The sequence below is a fragment of the Alishewanella sp. WH16-1 genome (assembly GCF_001441695.1).
GTDB classification, from domain to species: Bacteria; Pseudomonadota; Gammaproteobacteria; order Enterobacterales; family Alteromonadaceae; genus Alishewanella; species Alishewanella agri.
Window position 1 is genome coordinate 1 of sequence record NZ_LCWL01000112.1, and the last position, 13,996, is coordinate 13,996.

At 48.7% G+C, this 13,996-nt stretch carries 14 protein-coding genes; 10 read left to right on the plus strand and 4 right to left on the minus strand.

Going from position 1 to position 13,996, the window contains the following annotated elements; genetic code table 11:
• Window positions 1-256: 256 nt before the first annotated feature.
• Window positions 257-2,791: a penicillin-binding protein 1A gene (locus AAY72_RS11370; RefSeq protein WP_057787588.1), complete on the minus strand. Its 2,535-nt coding sequence runs from the start codon at window positions 2,789-2,791 to the stop codon at window positions 257-259.
• Between the two features lie 156 nt (window positions 2,792-2,947).
• Between AAY72_RS11370 and AAY72_RS11375 the strand changes: the two genes are divergently transcribed.
• The 9 genes from AAY72_RS11375 to AAY72_RS11415 all read left to right on the plus strand — a co-directional run bounded on the left by AAY72_RS11375 (window position 2,948) and on the right by AAY72_RS11415 (window position 11,829).
• A complete protein-coding gene (locus AAY72_RS11375) occupies window positions 2,948-4,027 on the plus strand; it encodes a pilus assembly protein PilM (RefSeq protein ID WP_057787590.1) in 1,080 nt (359 codons plus the stop codon).
• On the plus strand, window positions 4,015-4,608 hold the full coding sequence (locus AAY72_RS11380; protein WP_057787592.1) for a PilN domain-containing protein: 594 nt from the start codon (window positions 4,015-4,017) through the stop codon (window positions 4,606-4,608). The genes AAY72_RS11375 and AAY72_RS11380 overlap by 13 nt, the downstream gene beginning before the upstream one ends.
• A gap of 2 nt (window positions 4,609-4,610) precedes the next feature.
• Entirely contained in the window at window positions 4,611-5,210 is a 600-nt protein-coding gene (locus tag AAY72_RS11385; protein WP_057787594.1) for a type 4a pilus biogenesis protein PilO, read from the plus strand.
• Window positions 5,207-5,737 (plus strand): pilus assembly protein PilP, encoded by a 531-nt coding sequence (locus tag AAY72_RS11390; protein ID WP_008985601.1) that lies wholly within the window; start codon window positions 5,207-5,209, stop codon window positions 5,735-5,737. Before AAY72_RS11385 ends, AAY72_RS11390 begins: the two co-directional genes overlap by 4 nt.
• 15 nt (window positions 5,738-5,752) lie before the next feature.
• Complete coding sequence (locus AAY72_RS11395) at window positions 5,753-7,819, plus strand: type IV pilus secretin PilQ (RefSeq protein ID WP_008985602.1); 2,067 nt, start codon at window positions 5,753-5,755, stop codon at window positions 7,817-7,819.
• Window positions 7,820-7,982: 163 nt separating this feature from the next.
• Window positions 7,983-8,501, plus strand: coding sequence for a shikimate kinase AroK (gene aroK / locus AAY72_RS11400; protein WP_008985603.1), 519 nt, complete (start codon window positions 7,983-7,985; stop codon window positions 8,499-8,501).
• Window positions 8,502-8,524: 23 nt separating this feature from the next.
• Window positions 8,525-9,580, plus strand: coding sequence for a 3-dehydroquinate synthase (gene aroB, locus AAY72_RS11405; RefSeq protein ID WP_057787596.1), 1,056 nt, complete (start codon window positions 8,525-8,527; stop codon window positions 9,578-9,580).
• On the plus strand, window positions 9,580-10,995 hold the full coding sequence (locus tag AAY72_RS11410) for an SPOR domain-containing protein (protein ID WP_057787598.1): 1,416 nt from the start codon (window positions 9,580-9,582) through the stop codon (window positions 10,993-10,995). Before aroB ends, AAY72_RS11410 begins: the two co-directional genes overlap by 1 nt.
• Before the next feature lie 3 nt (window positions 10,996-10,998).
• Window positions 10,999-11,829 carry a Dam family site-specific DNA-(adenine-N6)-methyltransferase gene (locus AAY72_RS11415; RefSeq protein ID WP_040292135.1) on the plus strand — a complete coding sequence of 277 codons (831 nt, stop codon included), beginning with the start codon at window positions 10,999-11,001 and terminating at the stop codon, window positions 11,827-11,829.
• Here AAY72_RS11415 and AAY72_RS11420 read toward each other — a convergent pair.
• The 3 genes from AAY72_RS11420 to AAY72_RS11430 form a co-directional block, all read right to left on the minus strand.
• Window positions 11,826-12,020 carry a DUF2970 domain-containing protein gene (locus tag AAY72_RS11420; RefSeq protein WP_057787600.1) on the minus strand — a complete coding sequence of 65 codons (195 nt, stop codon included), beginning with the start codon at window positions 12,018-12,020 and terminating at the stop codon, window positions 11,826-11,828. The genes AAY72_RS11415 and AAY72_RS11420 overlap by 4 nt on opposite strands.
• Before the next feature lies 1 nt (window position 12,021).
• Window positions 12,022-12,261: a hypothetical protein gene (locus tag AAY72_RS11425; RefSeq protein ID WP_008985608.1), complete on the minus strand. Its 240-nt coding sequence runs from the start codon at window positions 12,259-12,261 to the stop codon at window positions 12,022-12,024.
• A 115-nt stretch (window positions 12,262-12,376) separates the two neighbouring features.
• Entirely contained in the window at window positions 12,377-13,060 is a 684-nt protein-coding gene (locus AAY72_RS11430; protein WP_057787602.1) for a TorF family putative porin, read from the minus strand.
• Window positions 13,061-13,286: 226 nt separating this feature from the next.
• Between AAY72_RS11430 and rpe the strand changes: the two genes are divergently transcribed.
• Window positions 13,287-13,961 (plus strand): ribulose-phosphate 3-epimerase, encoded by a 675-nt coding sequence (gene rpe, locus AAY72_RS11435; RefSeq protein WP_057787604.1) that lies wholly within the window; start codon window positions 13,287-13,289, stop codon window positions 13,959-13,961.
• Window positions 13,962-13,996 lie beyond the last annotated feature (35 nt).

Here is a 13,996-nt window from a genome sequence, read left to right on the forward strand (position 1 = left end):
ATTAACTGATCGGCATTAGGCAAAGCCGGTTTTTTTATTGGATGTGCTATTGGGCTGCTAGGGCGTGTTGACGTTTGCTGCTTATTTTTGCAGCCAAACGCTGCCCGAAGGGTTCGCGCTGGCGGCGCTTTGCTCTTTGTCACTCGTCACTTATTTAGAATAACTAAACTGCGCTCCTCGTTTCGCGATCAAAGCGCCGCCAGTGCGAACAAAATCTAAGCAGAAAACGTCAACACGCCCTAAGGAGCAACAGCAGTTAGAATAACTCCTCCAGCTCGTCTTTCTTGTCGGTGGTTTCCCCAAACTGAATTTGTGGCACACTGCCTGACACATATTGTGTTGGCTCGGTACCCAACTTAAAGAATTCAAAGGTACTGGTATGATCAGTGCTACGGCTCAATAAACCCGTTGTTGTATCAATTCGGACCGAGGAAATACCCACCGGCGGCGTCACACTTTGCTCAGGATAGGCTGGTAAAACATCGCGGGCAAAATTTTGCCAGGCAGGCAAGGCGGTGCGGGCACCCGCTTCAACACCAGCGCTTTGTTCGCGGCCTAAATTGGCGTTCCAAAGTGCCCGGCCCAGACTGCGATTAGCATCGTCAAAACCGACCCAGGTTGTTATGGCCAATTGCGGTGTAAAGCCGGAAAACCAGGTATCTTTCGAGTCGTTGGTGGTACCGGTTTTGCCCGAGATATCGCGACGTTTCAAGTTTTGTAACTGCCAGGCGGTACCATTCCAACCTGTGCCCTGACGCCAGTCACCGCCACCCCAAACACTACTTTTTAACGCATCAGCAATCAAAAACGCATTTTGTGCTGAAATCACTCTGGGCGCTGTGGTAACAGTTGGTTCGCTGGCAGATGTCGGCTCGCTGGTATCAGTATGCTGGCTTGATTCGACACAATCATCACAAGCCAGCAGTGGTTGATGTTTAAACACCAATTGATCCTGGGCGTCTAAGACTTTGTCTACGACGTAAGGTTGCACCAAAAAGCCACCGTTGGCGAAGACCGCAAAACCAGTTGCAACTTCTAATGGCGTTAATGATGCAGAACCTAATGCCAAGGTCTCGTTGCGGGGTAAATCAGCCGGGTTAAAGCCGAATTTTTGTAACTGCGCGATGGATGCATCGATACCAATGCCTCTCAGTAAGCGAATGGATACCACGTTTTTCGACTTTGCCAGAGCTTCACGGATCCGGATCGGACCATCATAAACTGCCGGCGAGTTGCGTGGTCGCCAGGCGATACCCGCGCCGCTGTCCCAGTGATGGATGGGGGCGTCATTCATAATGCTGGCCAGCGTATAGTTATGCTCCAGTGCAGCCGAATATATAAAAGGCTTAATATTGGAACCAACCTGACGTTTAGCCTGGGTCGCACGGTTAAACTGGCTTTGTGAAAAACTGTAGCCACCAACCAGAGCTTTAATGGCACCGTCCTGTGGATTTAATGCCACTAGCGCACTGCTTGCTTGAGGGATCTGACTTAGTTGCCACTGTTCATTTTGCTGCCGAACCAAAATATGCATCCCCGGCTGCAGTATGGCCGCTGCGCTTTTGGGGGCAACGCCCTGACGCTCATCGCTGATATAGCTGCGCGCCCACTTCAGGCCATCCCAGTTCAGCGTTTGTTGCTGGCCGCCTTTTAGCATTACCAGCGCACTTTGCTGGTTGACCTGCAGCACGACTGCAGGCACCAAATCTTCAATGCCCTGTTGTCGGTCCAAATAATTAATAATTTCCGCTTCATCGGGCCGTTCGGTTTCAATAAATACCGGTTCTTCCGTCTGCTGTTCCGCTAATTTAGCTTGCCAAACATTCGCCACCGGACCACGATAGCCATGACGCTCATCATAATCGTATAGATTTTGCTGCAAGGCGCGGCGGGCAAGCGCCTGTTCCTTACTATTAATGGTGGTGTAGACCTTAAAGCCTTCGGTATAAGCAACTTCTTCCCCGAAGCGCTCTACCATTTGCTGACGTACCATCTCGGCGATATAAGGTGCCGATGCTGTAATCTGTGCGCCATGCAAACGGCTGGTTACTGGCGCAGCGATAGCCGCCTCATAAGTGGCCCGGTCGATCGCCTGCGTCTCTAGCATTCGACCCAATACCACATTGCGTCTGGCCCTGGCATTACTGGCGGATCGCACGGGATTTAAAATCGAAGGCGCTTTCGGCAGGCCGGCGATAATCGCCATCTCATCAACAGTTAGTTCGTGGACTGTTTTACCGAAATACACCTGCGCTGCGGCTCCAACACCAAAGGAGCGATGCCCAAGCTCAATTTTGTTCAGATACAACTCGAGAATTTCGTCTTTGGTCAGTAACTGCTCAATATGAATCGCCAGAAAAATTTCTTTTACTTTGCGAATCAGTTTTTTCTCGCGACTGAGAAAAAAGTTTCGGGCTAATTGTTGAGTGATGGTACTGGCGCCCTGACTGAGCTCACCGGAAGTTGCCACCACAGTGGCTGCGCGGATAATGCCGATAATATCAATGCCGGGATGTTCATAGAAACGGGTGTCTTCGATCGCAAGAAATGCCTGAACCAACAGTGGCGGCATCTCGTCGAGTCTTAGCGGGATACGTCTTTGCTCACCGAACTGCGAAATCAGTTCGCCATCTGCAGTAAAAACTTGCATTGGCGTTTGCAGGCGCACATCTTTTAATGTAGCGACATCGGGCAACTCGTCTTTCAGCAGTAAATAGGTGACCAGGATGGTCGTTATACCGGCAAAAAACGCCACCACAACAAAAATTAAAAGTTTTTTAAACCAAGACACCGTGTGACCCCAATTTTAACTCCCAATTTCGTAATATCGCTGCTAGTATATATTTATTAGACTGAGATTAAACGCTTTTTCTTGCCAAAAATTCGTGTCTGGGCTAAGAATACCTAAATACAAATCGGCTAACAAAAACAACGGCTGCAGGACGCTATGATAAAAAGCCTGTTTAGTAAACAAACCCCCGTGATGGTGGGTATTGATATCGGCTCTCACTCGGTGAAGGCGGTATTGCTCAGCCAACACAATGGTCTCTTCAAAGTAGAAGCCTTTGCGATAGAGGCTATGCAGAAAGGCGCGATGTCTGACCGCGAGGTTCAGGATATCGAGGCTGTCGGTAACGTACTGGCGAAGATCCGGAAGAAAATTCCGCGCTCTGTCAAATACGCCGCCATTGCTATTTCTGGTTCTACAGTAATCAGTAAAGTGATTTTCATGGATGTGTCCTTAACGGATGCTGAACTGGAGAGCCAGATTGAGGTGGAAGCCGACACCCTGATTCCCTATCCGTTGAATGAGGTGAGTCTCGATTTTGAAAAGTTGGATGTCAATGAGGCTGACCCGTCAAAAGTTAACGTCTTGCTAAGCGCGGCAAGAACCGAAAGTGTCGAAGCCCGCGTCGCTGCCTTGGCACACGGTGGTTTTACGGCAAAAGTCGTTGATGTGGAGAGCTACGCCTTAAGTCGGGCTACTGAGCTTTGTCTGGCGCAGTTACCGGCTGATGCAGGCAGTAAAGTGGTTGCAATGGTAGATATCGGCGCCACTATGACGTTGCTGAGTATCGTAGAGGATGGCAAAACGCTTTACACCCGCGATCAGGTATTCGGGGGTGAACAGTATACCCGTAGTATCTTGTCGTATTATAACAAGAGTTATGATGAGGCCGAACACGCCAAAGTAAATGGCGAATTACCACCCAATTACACCTTTGAAGTGCTGGCTCCCTTCCAAACCATGCTGTTGCAACAAATTCGTCGCGGCATTCAGATGTACCTGACCAGTAGCGGCAGAGAAGCCGTCGATTATCTGGTGGTATCAGGCGGTTCAGCGCTGATTGAAGGCATTGATAAACTGCTGATCGACGAACTGGGTATCCACACCGTGATTGCTGATCCTTTTGCTAGCATGGAAATCGCTACAGCCGTCGACCGTGAAACGCTAGACCGATATGCACCGCAGCTGATGGTAGCCAGTGGTTTGGCGTTAAGGAGTTTTTCACCATGGCATATATAAACCTGCTGCCCTGGCGTGAAGCCGCCAGAAAAGAGCGTCAGAAAAACTATGTCATGGTGCTGGCATTGACCGCCCTGGTGAGTTTCCTGGTGTGTTTTCTGATTAATATGATCTACAACGCCAGGCTGGATGGTCAAGCGAAACGCAATCAGTATCTGGAGAGTGAAATCCGAATTCTGGACCAACGTATTGCGGAAATCCGCGCCTTGAATGAGACAAAACGCAGTTTGCAGCAGCGTATGACGTTGATTGAACAGTTACAAGGCAGCCGAAATCTTGGCACAGAAGTGATGTTGGAGATCACGCGCATTGTACCTACCGGCGTTTACTTGACGCAGCTTGAGAAAAAAGGCTCAGCGCTGCTGTTGTTAGGCAAAAGCGAATCAAATAATCGTTTATCCAATATGCTGCGTGAGGCAGAGCAGTCTGAGCTGTTGACCACACCTTATCTGGAATTTATTGAAGCGGGTAAAGAACGTTCCTCTTTGCTGAGTGATTTCAGAATGCACGTGAAAATTGCCGGTTATGAAGCATTGGAACAACAAAACGTTCCTGCCGGTAATCCGCAGGGGGGCAGATAATCATGGCGTTGAATATGAAGTTATCTGAGATTGATGTAAGTGATCTAGACCTGGAAAATATGGGGTCATGGCCGTTAGCGGTGAAATTTATCTTCGCGCTGATTGTTGCTGCTCTGGTTTCGGTTCTTAGTTACTACCTGCTAATTGACGCTAAAATTGATGAGCTGAGCGCCGCCAAACAAAAAGAAACTGAACTGAAGCAAACTTATCAAACCCGTTATGCGTCAGCAGTTAATCTGGAAGCTTACCGCGAGCAGATGAAAGAGATGGAAGAGACCTTTGCGGTCTTGCTAAAGCAGTTGCCAACAACGCATGAAACGCCTGGTTTACTGGATGATATTACTTATGTTGGCACGACCAGTGGCCTGACCTTTTTGCGGATTAATTGGGAACCCGAGGTTGAAAAAGAGTTTTACACTGAGTTGCCGATTAAAATTGATGTCGTAGGCGATTACCATCAATTTGGTAATTTTGTCAGCGAAGTGGCTAAGTTGCCACGGATTGTTAGCTTGCATGATTTTACGATCCAAGCCGATAAGGACGATAAGCTAAAGTTCAACGTAGTAGCTAAGACCTATCGGTACAAGGAGAGTAAACAATGAGAGCACTGCTGACAGTGGTTGTTTCTGCATTATTTCTTACCGGTTGCTTTGACGACCTCAGTGATATTCAAGCCGAGTTAGAGACAGTAAAAGCGAATACGCGGCCCAGGGTAGAGCCTTTACCACAGGCAAAGGAATTTATTCATATCCCTTATACCATGGCTAATGTGCGTAGTCCCTTCGCTGAACCAACACCGGAGGCGATCCAGGATCGTATTTCGCAGCAGCAAGACTGTATGCACCCGGATCCAGAGCGTCGGAAAGAACCTTTGGAACGTTTTGCACTGGACAATTTAAAAATGCGCGGGACTTTGGGCGACCAGGGACAAATCTGGGCACTGGTCGAATCGGCGGATAAAGCCTTACATCGTATTACCGTAAACAACTACATGGGGTTGTTCCACGGTAAGGTAACGAGGGTGGAGCCGACTCATATTGATCTGTTAGAGCTGATTCCGGATGGTTCTGGTTGCTGGGTAGAGCGAACCACGAGAGTTCAGATGTTCGATGCAACTGCAGGTAACTAAGTGTGCGAGTAAATCATGGATAAATTAAATAAAACGAAATACGCAGGATTTAAAGGCAGCAGACTTGGTTTGTTAGTGCTTCTATGCAGTACCTTGCCTGCTTGGGCCGCACCTTTGCTCTACGAGGTTCGCTATAACCCGTTGTTGAACGGCGAAACAGAAATTGAATTTGTGTTTGATGAAGCCTTGCAGCAGGAACCAAGGGTTGAGCTGTTACAGCAACCGGCCAGACTCAGTGTCACTTTCCCGACAGCTGAACTGGAGCAGCGCGTTGCTGATATCAAGGTTGAGCAGGCTGGGGTGTCAACAATTCGTTCGACGTTAAATGATGGTGGCGTAAATGCCGTTATCAACATGGATACCCTAAAAGTCTATCGCACCCGGTTGAATGATAATGTGTTCGCAGTGCACCTTGCCGATACACCGCAGGTGGTCCGCCCTGGCAGCGCGTCTGAAATTAATCCAAGTTTTATTAATCAGTTGCAAGCAATAGATTTTCGCCGCGGTGATCGTGGCGAAGGTCGGGTTCTGGTGTTTCTGAAAGAAAACGCCGCCGCAGTTGATGTACAGGAGCGATTGGGTAAGCTGGAAATTGAGTTCCACAACACGGCTATTCCAGATGAATTACTGTATCAGCTGGATGTGGTAGATTTTGCCACTGTGGTAAAAGGAGTTGAAACTTTCCGTGAAGGAAGCTCAACCAAACTGGTGATTGATGCGACTGAGCAATTTACCTTTAACTACCAGCAAGTTGACAACATCTTTTCTGTAAGCCTACAACGTGATGCTACCAATCGCAGTATTCTGGGCGGTGGGCGTGAGTACAAAGGCCGTCCGATCTCATTAAACTTCCAGGATATCCCCATTCGTACCGTGTTACAGATTATTGCCGACTATAACGGCTTTAACCTGGTTACCAGCGATACTGTGACGGGTAATATTACGTTGCGCTTAGACGGTACGCCCTGGGATCAGGCGCTGGATATTGTATTACGGGTTAAAGGTTTGGATAAGCGGATGGAAGGCAATATCCTGATGGTTGCGCCAACCGAAGAACTGGCTTCCCGTGAAGCGAGGGAATTAGAGGCGAAACAGCAGGTTGAACAATTAGAACCTTTGTACTCTGATCTGCTACAAATTAATTATGCCAAGGCTGCGGATTTAGCAGGTTTACTGTCAAACCGCGAAGCAACACTGCTGTCTGAGCGCGGCAGTGTGGTCGTTGACGAACGTACCAATACTATTCTGTTAAAGGATACGGCGCGCAATATTGAAAGCGTACGGCGTTTGATTGAACGGCTGGATATTCCGGTGCGGCAAGTGCTGATTGAATCCCGAATCGTTACGGTAAATGACAATGTCACAGACGAGTTAGGGATCCGCTGGGGTTTTAGTGATCAGCAAAGCACCAGTGGCGGTAACCGTGGTGTATCGGGCAATGCAGACGGTGCTAACGGTATTTCAAACGGTAATTTTCCAGCACTGGACGATCGCTGGAATGTGAATTTACCTGTGGCTAACCCGGCAGGCAGTATTGCTTTCCACGTGGCTCGTTTGGCCGATGGTACCTTACTGGATCTGGAGCTGTCAGCACTGGAACAGGAGAACAAGGGTGAAGTCATTGCCAGCCCGCGTATAACCACCTCAAACCAAAAAGAAGCAAGAATAGAGCAAGGTGTCGAGATTCCTTATGTACAGGCTGCTTCCAGTGGTGCAACGACAGTGGAATTTAAGAAAGCGGTTTTAAGTTTAACGGTTACACCACAAATCACCCCGGACAATAAAATTATTCTGGATTTAGTGATTACTCAGAATACCCGGGGTGAGACGGTACAGACCCCAACCGGCCCGGCAACAGCGATCGATACCCAGCAAATTATGACTCAGGTGCTTGCTGATAACGGTGAAACTATCGTCCTGGGTGGCATTTATCAGCAACAAATAGTTTCAAACGTCAACAAGGTGCCTTTACTTGGTGATATCCCTTACATGGGGGTATTATTCCGGAACAAACGTGAACTCAACGAAAAGAGCGAATTGCTGATTTTTGTGACACCACGGATCCTAACTGAAGGTCAATAAAAGCCAAAGCTGGCGGTCAGCGATCGCTGCCGCCAGCTGGCCGAGAATTAACTTGCCAATCAAAGCCCATTCCTGACATAATTCAGCGCTTCAATTTTTCGTGGGAGCCTAACGGTCCTTAACTTAACATTCCTTTGAATTAGCTGATTTAGCAATACGACATATGGCAGAAAAACGTAATATCTTCCTCGTAGGCCCTATGGGTGCAGGTAAAAGCACTATAGGTCGTCATCTGGCAGAGATGCTTCACCTAGAGTTTTATGATTCCGACCAGGAAATCGAGCGCCGCACTGGTGCCGATATCGCCTGGGTATTTGATTTGGAAGGGGAAGCCGGTTTTCGGGTGCGTGAAGAAAATGTCATTCAGGATCTGACTGAACTGCAAGGGATAGTACTGGCGACCGGTGGTGGCTCAGTACTGAGTAAAGAGACCCGGAATCGTTTGTCTGCTCGTGGCATAGTAGTTTATCTGGAAACGCCTATTGAAAAGCAGGTTGCCAGAACGCAGCGTGATAAAAAACGGCCGCTCTTGCAAACAAAAGAGGAACCGAAAGAGGTCCTGGAGCGCCTGGCGGCAGAACGTAATCCACTCTATGCAGAGATCGCAGACTTCACGGTTCGCACTGATGAGCAAAGTGCGCGTTCTGTTGCAAATCAGATTATCGAGCAATTAGGTTTTTAACTTATTAGTAACGGGGGCTGCAGATGCATAAAGTTGAGGTACAACTTGGCGAGCGCAGCTATCCGATACAGATCGCCGCCAGTTTTACGGGATTATTGCCAGAGCTAGCGGCGGCGTCGCAGGTTGTTATTATTTCTAACCCGACAGTTGCTGAGCTGTATCTACCCGCCGTGGCAGCACTATTCCAGCATCCTCCAAAACACTTTCTGATCCCGGACGGCGAAGCTTATAAAACGCTGGCCTCCTTTGAACAAGCCTTATCGTTTTTACTGGAACAAAAGCTCTCGCGTCAGGTGCTGTTAGTGGCATTGGGCGGTGGCGTTATCGGTGATTTAACCGGTTTTGTTGCCGCCTGTTATCAGCGCGGCGTACGTTTTGTGCAAATTCCGACCACGCTGTTATCCCAGGTTGATTCTTCTGTTGGCGGTAAAACAGCAGTTAATCATCCGCTTGGTAAAAATATGATCGGTGCTTTTAAGCAACCGGAACAGGTTTTAATTAATACCGCAGTTTTACAGTCTTTACCACCGCGTGAGTTCGCTGCCGGTATGGCCGAAGTCATCAAGTACGCCATTTTGGGTGATCTAGAGTTTTTGACCTGGCTGGAGCAACATACCAAGGACATCGCTGCCAAAGATTCCGCCATCTTGTCAGAGATGATTCGACGTTGTTGTCAGATGAAAGCTGATATCGTCAGTCGTGATGAGACAGAGCAGGGTGAACGGGCATTATTAAACCTCGGCCATACCTTTGGCCATGCGATCGAAGCTTTTCTGGGATACGGTGAGTGGCTGCACGGTGAAGCGGTTGCGGTTGGGATGGTGATGGCGACGAAATTGGCGCTAAGCCGTAGCTGGTTGACGCCGTCGGATGTTGAGCGGGTAGAGAAGTTACTGAATGACTTCCAGCTCCCGGTGCAGCCACCTGAGCGTATGCAAATCAATGATTTCCTGCCATTTATGAAAACGGATAAAAAGGTGCAGCATGGGCAGATGCGCTTTATCCTGCCACGCCGGCTCGGACATTGTGTGCTAGCAGACGATGTCAGTGAGACTGAGCTTTACCAAGTTTTTAGCTGATGAAAATCAGAGGGCTACAGCAGCAACTTGCCGCCAATACCTATCTGCTGCCGTCGCAGCGAGAGGTGTTAACCCGCTTGCTATTTCAACTGGCATTCAACGATTTTTCGCATTTGGCATTAATTGGCGCAGCGGGCAGCGGTAAATCAACCATAGCGTTAGTTCTGGCTGAATTATTGTCTGATTGTCAGGAAATGCCGGTGAATGTCGCTTTGGTAAGCTTGCCGGCAGTCGGGGCTGAGTTAAGGCAACAACTCGCCCAGCATTGGTTTGCTACGTCATCACTGAATGCCGCCGATTTATTATCCCGAATCAAAGCGCAGCCCGACGCCGAATTTGTTTTGCTGTTAGATAATGCTGACTTCTTGCAGGCCGAGGATTGGCAATGGTTGCAGCAGTTACCCGTCCGGATCTTCAGTTTCCGCCAACAGCCAGATGAGCGGATGCAGCTGAATCTAAGTATACCCGCGCTGACTCTGGCAGATAGTCAGCAGTTGCTGCAGGACGAACGACTTGACGCCATTAGCTTAGCTGAACGTTTTGCTCATAGTCAGGGTAATTTATACCAGTTATTGCAACCTAAAAGCCGCCGCAGGGCCCAACTGCCAGCAAACGATAAGGCAAAGCGCGGCTTTCCTTGGCCACTGGCGCTGCTAACTGCGGTGCTTGCGTTAGTAGCGGCCTTTATCTGGATGCTGCCGACGGCGACAGAGCCTCCTGTGGGTACTTTGCCAACAAAGCTCGTTGAACAACAACCAACTTCGCAGGCGACGCCATCTATAGCGACCTCCGGTTCTGAACAGATTAACTCTGAAACCGATACTGATCAGAGGGCACTACCTGCAGTAGAGCTGGCAGATGTCACAAACCCGGATGCGACAGTGCCGGATATAGCCGAGATTACGCAGGATACGGAACCAGGCAGCGAGGAGCAGGTTGAGGCAACAGATATATTAGTTGCGGCAGACCAATTGTTGGTAACACCAAGCGACACTGCAGTGGTCTCCCCGTCAACGAATCTCGAGAGTGCAGCAAACGCCACACTGGCGACGGTAACGCCCGCTGACTCTGCAGAGTCAGATGTTGCCAATACTAAGCACGCCATTTTAAATTGGGCTGCCAACCAACGTTTGGTACAGTTGGCCGTTCTATCAGAGCAGGCGGCAGTGTTAAGGTTTGCAAACGACTTCCCAACAGTCGAGCACCTGGTCTATCAACGGCGCTGGCAAGGACGGGAGCAATGGGTAATCGTTGCAGGGCCTTTTGACAACAATGGTTCAGCACAAGGTTTTATTGAGCAGCTACCAGCCCGGTTACAGGCCAGCGGGCCCTTTCCGAAAATGGTGCGCTCAGTACAACAGGAAATATTAGCCTGGCAACGGTCGGCGCCGGCAGTGACAGAGCAGGGAAATTAATTGGTGCAGCAAAGAAGTCGTGCTTTTCTAAAATGGGCGGGTGGTAAGTATAATCTGGTTTCTCAGATCCAACAGCACTTGCCGCAAGCCGATTGTCTGGTTGAACCTTTCGTTGGTGCCGGCTCGGTTTTTCTGAATACTCAATTTTCTGCTTATCGTTTAAACGATATTAATGCCGATCTGATTGAGCTGTATAAAATCATTCAGCAGCAAGCGGAACGCTATATCGCGGATGCCCGAATGCTCTTTGTCGACAGCGCTAATACTAAAAGCAGCTATCTGAACTTACGACAACAATTTAACGATCAGCAGGATAAGTACCAGCGTGCACTGTTGTTCTTGTATCTGAACCGGCATGGCTATAACGGCTTATGCCGTTACAATATGTCCGGTAAATTTAATGTACCCTTTGGCAGTTATAAAAAGCCGTATTTTCCGGAAGCAGAATTATATTTTTTTGCAGAAAAAGCCCAGCGTGCGGAATTTAGCTGCTTAAGTTATCAGCAGGTGTTCGGCCAGCTGACAGCCGGTGATGTCGTGTATTGTGACCCGCCTTATGTGCCGCTGAGTAAAACGGCGAGCTTTACCAGTTATGCCAGCCAGGGGTTTACCCTTGATGATCAAGCGCAGCTGGCGATCTTAGCAGAGCAAGCTCAGCAAAACGGCTGCAGTGTATTAATTAGTAACCACGATACGACCTGGACACGGAAGATTTACCATCAGGCTCAGTTACAGAGTATCGCTGTTGGACGTTCAATTAGTCAGAAAGGCCATAGCAGGGGCAAGGTACAAGAATTATTCGCGTTGTATCAGGCAGGCTCTACGAGTCGCTAGTTCAGCACCAGAAAAACGATAAGTAGCAGTATTGCGACAAAAAACGCGGCAAGCACTATGCCGGTAACAATGTATGGTATTGCGCTTTGACTTTGAAAATCCTGCAGACGCTGCTGTTCTGACTGCACACCGATAAAAGCACCTAATACCGCTTTTACCACTTGCCGCAATCCGGGCTTAGAGGGACTCATCTCAGTTCTTTGGCGATTTTGCCGGCAGTAGCTGACTGACTAATTCCAGAAAGTCGACGAAGTGAAATTGTGCCGAGCGACTGTTACCGGATAACCAGTTTAGCCAGTTATGTTGTGAGTCTTTGCAAGCAGAAGTAGTGCCTGTACAGTTGTCTGAGGCTGCATTGTTCTGCCAAACAGCAAAAGCAAGCAACAGGCTACTGGCTAACAGCAGTGATTTGCTCGTTTTGGTTAGTTTCATGTTAATTCCTGTTAACGTGATGCAGAGGCGCTAATCATAGTTGATTCTATCGCCAGACACAAGCTGATTAATTATTATACGCTGTGGTCTGGCGATGAAAAGCGCGCAGCAACCGTTAAAACGCTTTCGAAACGCCGAAAATTACCCGGCTGTCACACAGGTTACAGTCTTTAATATCGGTATCAACATAGGCCAGCGACAGCCCCAGGCCTAACACTTCGGTACTGAGGGTGACACCGTAATCCAAATAACTGGCGCTGCTGTCATCGGCATACTCGTTATGGCCCAAATGAAAATCCAGTGCCAGATTATCGGTCAAGGCCAGGCTGTAGCCAGCATAAACATAGTAGTAATTACCGCTGTTGGCATAATAGTCATCACTATAAGCCAGTCCGAAGGTAAGATCTTTGTAGGAGACCGAGCCATACAGTTCCCAGAAATTCGAGCCTTCGAATTCGGTATTCGGATAACCATAGCGCATAATACCGACATCAGCGGTCCAATCTTCCGCAATATCACCACTCCAGCCGAACAAAACATCCAGCTCTAAGGTGCCCTGGCCACCGAAGTCGACACTGGAACCCCAGACTGAAACATACCAGCCTGATTCCGTCGCCAGCGTCAAGCCACCCTGTAAGGCGGGCGCTTCGTCGGTTTGTGAAATCCCCCGAAATGCATAATCAGATACAATCGTAATATCGCCACTAACTTCAACTGCCTGCGCAGTTTGGCTGCTCAACCCGGCCGCCAATAACAGGCCGCTTAACCCTAATGTTATTACACTTTTGCTTGCTGTCATTGTTAGATCCCCTCAGATTAGATTCATCCAGACAATTCCAAGATATGTGCCATTTTATAAAAGTGTTTAATAACAGTTGCTTAGGGTTTATCGGTTGATGCCTGAACCGCAGGCTTGCCGTCTGCTGGTGCAGCCTTGCCTGATTTTTGTGCAATCACCCGCTAACCATGCTGCTTTCTGCGGTAGAATTCAGTAAAGTCTGCCTTTTGTGCCGGGGAACGCCGCTATGCAACCTTATTTAATTGCGCCTTCTATTTTATCCGCCGATTTTGCCCGTTTGGGCGAGGATGTCAGCAAGGTGCTGGCGGCAGGCGCCGATGTCGTGCATTTTGATGTGATGGATAACCATTATGTGCCTAATCTGACGATAGGTCCGATGGTGTGTCAGGCTTTGCGTAACTACGGTATTACCGCACCTATTGATGTGCATCTGATGGTCGAACCGGTGGACAGCTTGGTGCCGCAATTTGCCAAAGCCGGGGCCAGCATTATTACTTTCCATCCTGAGGCGTCGCGCCATGTCGACCGTACCTTGCAGCTGATTAAAGATCAGGGTTGTCAGGCTGGCCTGGTATTTAACCCGGCGACACCGCTAAGTTATCTTGACTATGTGCTGGATAAGGTCGATGTGATTTTGTTGATGTCTGTGAATCCTGGTTTTGGTGGCCAAAAATTTATTCCGGCAACTTTAGACAAACTGCAGGCGGCGCGGCAGTTAATTGATAGCAGTGGTTTGCCGATCCGTTTAGAGATTGATGGCGGTGTCACGGTAGCCAATATTGCCGAAATTGCTGCCGCCGGGGCGGATATGTTTGTTGCCGGTTCTGCAATTTTTAACAGTCCGGATTATGCAGCAACGATCGCCCAGATGCGCCAGCAACTGGCAGCGGTAACGGGTTAATGTATAATAGCGGTCTTTTTTTTGAACTTAACACA

Excerpts from the sequence above, each read along its gene's own strand:
- AAY72_RS11395 (WP_008985602.1), top strand. The coding sequence starts at position 5,753 with ATGGATAAATTAAATAAAACGAAATACGCAGGATTTAAAGGCAGCAGA.
- rpe (WP_057787604.1), top strand. The coding sequence starts at position 13,287 with ATGCAACCTTATTTAATTGCGCCTTCTATTTTATCCGCCGATTTTGCC.
- AAY72_RS11430 (WP_057787602.1), bottom strand. The coding sequence starts at position 13,060 with ATGACAGCAAGCAAAAGTGTAATAACATTAGGGTTAAGCGGCCTGTTA.
- AAY72_RS11375 (WP_057787590.1), top strand. The coding sequence starts at position 2,948 with ATGATAAAAAGCCTGTTTAGTAAACAAACCCCCGTGATGGTGGGTATT.
- AAY72_RS11425 (WP_008985608.1), bottom strand. The coding sequence starts at position 12,261 with ATGAAACTAACCAAAACGAGCAAATCACTGCTGTTAGCCAGTAGCCTG.
- AAY72_RS11420 (WP_057787600.1), bottom strand. The coding sequence starts at position 12,020 with ATGAGTCCCTCTAAGCCCGGATTGCGGCAAGTGGTAAAAGCGGTATTA.
- AAY72_RS11385 (WP_057787594.1), top strand. The coding sequence starts at position 4,611 with ATGGCGTTGAATATGAAGTTATCTGAGATTGATGTAAGTGATCTAGAC.
- aroB (WP_057787596.1), top strand. The coding sequence starts at position 8,525 with ATGCATAAAGTTGAGGTACAACTTGGCGAGCGCAGCTATCCGATACAG.
- aroK (WP_008985603.1), top strand. The coding sequence starts at position 7,983 with ATGGCAGAAAAACGTAATATCTTCCTCGTAGGCCCTATGGGTGCAGGT.
- AAY72_RS11380 (WP_057787592.1), top strand. The coding sequence starts at position 4,015 with ATGGCATATATAAACCTGCTGCCCTGGCGTGAAGCCGCCAGAAAAGAG.
- AAY72_RS11390 (WP_008985601.1), top strand. The coding sequence starts at position 5,207 with ATGAGAGCACTGCTGACAGTGGTTGTTTCTGCATTATTTCTTACCGGT.
- AAY72_RS11410 (WP_057787598.1), top strand. The coding sequence starts at position 9,580 with ATGAAAATCAGAGGGCTACAGCAGCAACTTGCCGCCAATACCTATCTG.